General features: G+C 38.7%; 4 protein-coding genes and 1 pseudogene. 2 read left to right on the plus strand and 3 right to left on the minus strand.

Going from position 1 to position 6,079, the window contains the following annotated elements:
- The first annotated feature begins 251 nt into the window (after positions 1-251).
- Positions 252-1,601, plus strand: a complete 1,350-nt coding sequence (mobV, locus tag NSQ76_RS20900) for a MobV family relaxase (protein ID WP_341055906.1) — start codon at positions 252-254, stop codon at positions 1,599-1,601.
- 13 nt (positions 1,602-1,614) lie between these two features.
- Complete coding sequence (locus NSQ76_RS20905; protein ID WP_341055907.1) at positions 1,615-1,863, plus strand: hypothetical protein; 249 nt, start codon at positions 1,615-1,617, stop codon at positions 1,861-1,863.
- 26 nt (positions 1,864-1,889) lie between these two features.
- Here NSQ76_RS20905 and NSQ76_RS20910 read toward each other — a convergent pair whose 3' ends face one another.
- The 3 genes and pseudogenes from NSQ76_RS20910 to NSQ76_RS20920 form a co-directional block, all read right to left on the minus strand.
- A complete protein-coding gene (locus tag NSQ76_RS20910; RefSeq protein ID WP_223664322.1) occupies positions 1,890-2,438 on the minus strand; it encodes a winged helix-turn-helix domain-containing protein in 549 nt (182 codons plus the stop codon).
- Positions 2,439-3,449: 1,011 nt separating this feature from the next.
- The gene (locus NSQ76_RS20915) at positions 3,450-4,232 is read right to left on the minus strand and encodes an acetoin reductase (RefSeq protein ID WP_327826148.1); all 783 of its coding nucleotides are present in this window, start codon (positions 4,230-4,232) and stop codon (positions 3,450-3,452) included.
- A gap of 98 nt (positions 4,233-4,330) precedes the next feature.
- Positions 4,331-4,843, minus strand: a pseudogene (locus NSQ76_RS20920) (plasmid recombination protein); the annotation flags it as partial.
- Positions 4,844-6,079 lie beyond the last annotated feature (1,236 nt).

Below are 6,079 nucleotides of genomic sequence, written 5' to 3' on the forward strand. Positions count from 1 at the left end.
AAGTTCACCTTTTGACCTGCCTACCGGCGAGGGAGCCCCCTCAAAAGTGAGGGGGTTGGGGGAGTTTTTGAAAGGGGTCTGGGGAAGAGTTCCCCAGTGGGTTTGGGCAAAGCCCAAGGTTTTTTGCCATGCAGCGCATGGCTCGGCGAAGCCGAAAAGCCTCGCAGAGCACATGGAACTTTGCTTGCAAAGTGTAGTGTGCTACACTTTCTATTAATCTAGCGATTTTAGAAAGGAGCGAAAACCCCGATATGAGCTTTGCCGTTTTACATATGCAGAAGCTAAAGTCACCTGCCATTAAGGGCATTCAAATTCATAATCAGAGAGAAAAAGAAAGTCAGACGAACGGTGATATTGATGGGTCACGTTCACATCTAAATTATGATTTGGTCAATTCAAAGCCGATTGATTATAGCGAGAAGGTTAACAAAATGATTGAGGAAGGAGTGACGACTGGCAAAGCCATTCGGAAAGATGCGGTGAAGATGGCGAGTTTCCTTGTCACTTCCGATTCCGAGTATTTTCAAAAGCTATCGGAACAAGAGGAAAAGCGATTCTTTGAATCAGCTTATGAGTTTTTTGCGAACGAATACGGAGAAAAGAATATTGCCTATGCGATGGTTCATAAAGACGAGAAAACACCGCATATGCATGTTGGGTTCGTGCCGATCACCGAAGATGGTCGGCTTTCCGCAAAGGACTTTTTTGGGAAAAAGCAACAACTGGTAAAGCTTCAAGATAAGTTTCATGACCATATGGTGCGAGAAGGCTTTGACTTGGAGCGAGGAGTCTCATCAGACCGTAAACACGTTGAGACAGCCAAATATAAGGCTCTGACGTTCCAACAAATGGAGCAGGAAGCTAGAAAAAAGTATGAACGGACAATGGGGCATATTCAAGAGATTGACGACAAGACAAAGGCGATTGAGAACATTCAACCGAAAAAGGTGCTTGGGCTTGTTGGCATGAAGGAGCAAGATTACAAAAGCCTAGTCGATTATGCGACAAATGGAGTTGTCTATCAGCAGAAGGCGGAGGTTCTCCAGAAGGAGTTAGAGAAGGCAAAGACAGAAGTTCAGCAATTAAAATCAGATATGCAGATAGGACAAGACAAAATTCGACATTATTACAAAGATGTTGAACAGAACTTAGATACATTGGCAGAGAAAAAAGCAGTGGAAAAAGTGAAACAGGCTGAGGTTGTGCAGAAATACGGAAATCTAGTAGAAAAATATAATGGGCTGGTTCATAAATACAATGGCCAGTTGAAGGAAAAAAAGCAGTTAAAACAAGAGGTAGATACGCTAAAACTAGAAAACCGGTCTTACCAAAATGAGAATCGAGAATTGAAATCGGAGAACGGGCAATTGAAGGAAAAACTCATGCAGATCAGTAAGGAGTTTTCGGCTTTCAAACAAAGAGTGGGGAACGTTTTACATGCTCAAATTGACCGAGTAAAGACGTTTTTAAGAATTAGGGATATTGCCCCTAGCCATATAAAAGCACTGGATGACAAACAAGATAAATTAGTCCAGGATTCTCTACAAAAATTAGAAAAACCACAGAAAGAAAATGAAAAAGATATAGAATTGGAAATGTAAAGGAGGAGGATAAATGAATATGAGAAATGATGTTTTTGACCGTATTAAAACAACGAAAAGAAGGGTCAGTGAAGCAGAAAAGATTTTAGCATATTTAGAAAAAAATGAAGCCCCTAAAACACAAATCACTGCAATGAAACGGATTGTAAAGCACTTGGATAACCAGTATTCGGTTGAAAAATTAGCTTTTGCTCTTGCTGATCTCCAAACAACAGGAAGTGTTCGTCCTGAAGATGAAGAAGAAAATGCTTTTACTTTATAGTTAAAAGAACCGTCTTAATGACGGTTCTACTCCTTTATCTCTATCGTTATTTCTTTGTGTAATTGAGATTGTATTTTCGTTTTCATGCTGTTTTCTTGTTCACTTTCAGAGATGATTATATTGGCTCCGAATTTGCCGTGTTTATAATTTGTTCCCCAACTATTCCAAGCAATTTGTTTATTAACGGCATAAATGTTTGATGTTCCTGATTTGTAAACGTCTATGTATTGCTTTTCTCTAAGAAGTTTAATTGCTCTTGTAACAGTGGGTTTACTAATTTCGAACTGTTCTTGTAAGACGTTATACGAACACATAACCGCATTGTATGAATCCATGTTATTAATTAGAAACTTAAAGATTCGATATGCTATTGGTGATTTTGACATTAGCCAATCTTCTGCTTTATAAGCGTCTTTATTCATTTGCACCCACCTTTTATAAGGACTTCCTTGTTGTCTTTTTCGCTCTTCTTCTTCCTGTTTCTTTAGTTCTTCTAATTCTCTCTCACGTTCCTCAAATGTTCTAGAATTAGGATCTAGTACGTTTTTTGTTTCCCCTATTGTTAACGTTGTCACGATATTCCTCCCCTGAATAAGCAGTATACTACTTAAAATGAAACATATATGTATCATCTAGTGAACCATATAGTAATCATTTGTGAGCGTGTTGTAATCATATAAGATTATAGTATAATTATTTTTTTTAAAAAACAAGTGTTAATTTGATTACTTTATATTCAAATAGTAATCATAGCTTATGATTACTATTGGGTTCACACTGTGATTACTAACAACCTCTATAACCCTTGATATAACAACATTCTTCAAATGTTCCCTCTTATATCTTCTAAAGGGCTTTTCTCCAAGCAAGGTTCGGGTAGTATTTTTTTGTCCTACGGAACGCTATCGCTCAAAAAAATCTCCACCCTTTCCCCCTTGCTTTCCGAAATTTTGGCGGTGGTGGCATGTCGCCAAGCCGAACATACCCAAAACGAGGATTTACGAAATTCGGCTTGCTCTGACCATTGTACCGCCAAAACCGCCTGTGCTATCGTTCAGAAATATCTGCCTTTAGCCTTACTTAGTGACGTTATGCGGGGGCTAGCCCCCACACCCCCAGCCAGCACTCACACCCCAAAACAAGGGGGGACAACTAACTTACAACAAAGTAAAGTGAATAACAGTATCTTGGCTTTTATTTATCCTTGTTTTACTCGTGAGAAGCTCATAAATGCCCTGTGAGCGATTTTAAAGATTAAATAGGGGTTTTTATAAGGGGCAACCTCTTAAAAGGGCTAGAAAGGCTCTGTATGGCGTTTGTCAACGGTAAGCGGACCGCAGGGAGCATTAAGGAGTTGACAAACTCACTACACCAAGACCCTCTTGGTATGTCAATATTTAGACGACTTTATGCCGAGAAAACTTTTTGAAAAAGAAAAGAACCCTAAAATAAACTTAAAGCGCAAGCGTTCGGATAGCGCTAGCTATTAAACCGAACGATTGACACGCTTTGGGTTTTTAGGGTTCAAAGTTTCTATTCAAAAAGGAAATTGGAATAAAAACCAAATTAATTAAACTGTTTATTTTTTATCTATAAACTAATCCGCCATCTGTTAAAATAGATTGACCAGTTATATAATCTGAATCTTCCGAAGCTAGGAATGATACTAAATTTGCTACATCTTTAGGTTCTTGATATCTTCCTAATTTTATAGCACTTGAAAATTTTTCAAAAGCATCTCCAGGATTTAAATTTTCATCATATTTAACCATTTCTTCATCGATTCTTTCCCACATTTTAGTTTTTGCCACTCCTGGACAATAAGCATTAACGTTAATTTTATACTTTGCTAATTCTTTAGCTGCAACTTGAGTGTATGATCTAACTGCGTGTTTAGTAGCTGAATATGTACCTAGCATTTCGTAAGATTCGTGACCTGCTATACTACAAGCGTTTATTATTTTACCTTTTGTATTTTGTTTTATAAATTGTTTTGCAGCTGCTTGGGTACCATAAACAGTTCCAAATACATTAATATTAAATAATTTATTAAGTTGATTTTCGTCTATTTCTAAGAAAGGTGTTACAGCATCCACACCTGCATTATTAATAAAAACATCTAATTTATTAAATTCTTTTACAGTAAATTTAACTAGTTCTTCTTGTTCTTTTTGTTTTGAAACATCACTTTTGAAAGATATTACATTATATCCTTTTTCTTTGAATTCTTTTTCTGTTTCTAGTAACAAATCATTATTGATGTCTTGAACAACGATATTAAAACCATCATTTGCTAATCTTTCAGCTATAGCTTTACCTAAACCACCTGCTGAACCTGTTATTATTGCTACTTTATTTTCTGAGTTCATATGCTTATGTCTCCTTTTATATTTAGTGCTTTCAATAAAAATTGTATTCTTTTAAAAAAATTAAGCAATATTTATGTTTTTTTCTTGTTTTTTCTTATCTTGATGCCTTGTTGCTGTAAAGCTTTATCCATGCCGACACGCCTTGTAAGCCCTCGCTTACTCTCAAAATTCGGAACGTAATTGATATGTAAATGGGGGTTCGCTTCATCATCATGCAAGACCATGTTATAGACTGCTAAATTGGGATTTCTTTCTTGAAACTCCTCTGCATACTGCACTAGTGCCGCTTTCTTCAAAGGCCGGTATTCCTCGCCATCTTTCCCCTCTCCAATGGCAACAATAAGCTCCCTTTGTTCATGCGTTTTACTGTCCTTTCGAATTTTCTCGTAATAGTCCTCAATCTTACGGTCTTTCCTACTTTGCTTCGCATTGTAGGCTTCGACCGCTTCACCGAATACCTCTTGATAAACGTCTCGAATATCCCTTTGAACAAAGTAAATATTTTCGTTTAGCCTGGACGAATCAATGCCAGGATTCCCATGAATATTTTCTCGGTTATTATGTGCCATATTGCTTTTATGAGATTGATTAAACGAGATAGAAGCCAACATAAAATATCACCACTTCGCCCAAAATTATTGATAAACCAAGTCTAGCAAAGCGACGACGTTTGTCAATTAGCGTAACCCTATATGTATTTTCCTATACGTATTTTGTCACTACGTTACAAAATACATAGGGCTCTGCGAGGCTTTTCGGCTCCGCCGAGCCATGCCCTGCATGGCAAAAAACAAGACCTTGGGCCTTGCCCAAACCCACTGGGGAACTCTTCCCCAGACCCCATTAATCGAACTCCCCAACCCCTCAATCCTTGAGGGGCTCCCTCGCCGGTAGGCAGGTCAAAAGGTGCACTTTTGACACACCAAGAGGGTCTTGGTGCAGCGTATCTGTCAACTCCTTATCCTCCCTGACGGTCCGGTATCGTTGACAGATGCCAGGTATGGCCCCTCTGGCCATCGCCAGAGATGAGCCATATTAAAAGCCTTGCTAGCGCCAAAAACGCTGCAGAGGGCATTTATGAGCTTCTGGCAAAGGGTTGGTTTTTTGGGTTTCCCCCTTGTTTTTAGGAGGAGGCTGGCTAGGGGGTTTGGGGGAGAATCCCCCATGTCCTGTAGCCCTTGTCGTGAAAGCATATTTTGGGATACGCTCAGGCGTTTCGGCAGGTACAATTGCAGTGCAAGCCGACCCTGATTAATCCTCGTTTTCAGTGTGTCGGCTTGGCACAAGCTGCGCACCTGCCGAATTTCGGAGTGCAAGGGTAAAGGGTGGAGATTTTTCGGTGGTCTGTCCGAAAAATACTACCCGTCCCTTGCATGAAGAAAAGCCCTTATATATAGAGTGAGAAGAGAGAGACTTTTAAAAGTGTAAAAAAGGTTGATATATCAGTAGTTTTAGCGATTTTCGTGTGTGTTCATTTGAACACAGTTGTGTGTCTAAATAAACACAAACAAAAATACGAACATAAATAAAAAATCGTAGTTGTCAAATTAAACAACTACGACTAAATTTTTTAAAATAATTTATCTGGTAAATCCTTTAATACAGGCATTTTCATAGCCTTATGAAACATTAACAGTATCTTGGCTTTTATTTATCCTTGTTTTACTCGTGAGAAGCTCATAAATGCCCTGTGAGCGATTTTAAAGATTAAATAGGGGTTTTTATAAGGGGCAACCTCTTAAAAGGGCTAGAAAGGCTCTGTATGGCGTTTGTCAACGGTAAGCGGACCGCAGGGAGCATTAAGGAGTTGACAAACTCACTACACCAAGACCCTCTTGGTATGTCAA

This window comes from Bacillus sp. FSL M8-0256 (assembly GCF_038005765.1).
GTDB classification, from domain to species: Bacteria; Bacillota; Bacilli; order Bacillales; family Bacillaceae; genus Bacillus; species Bacillus safensis.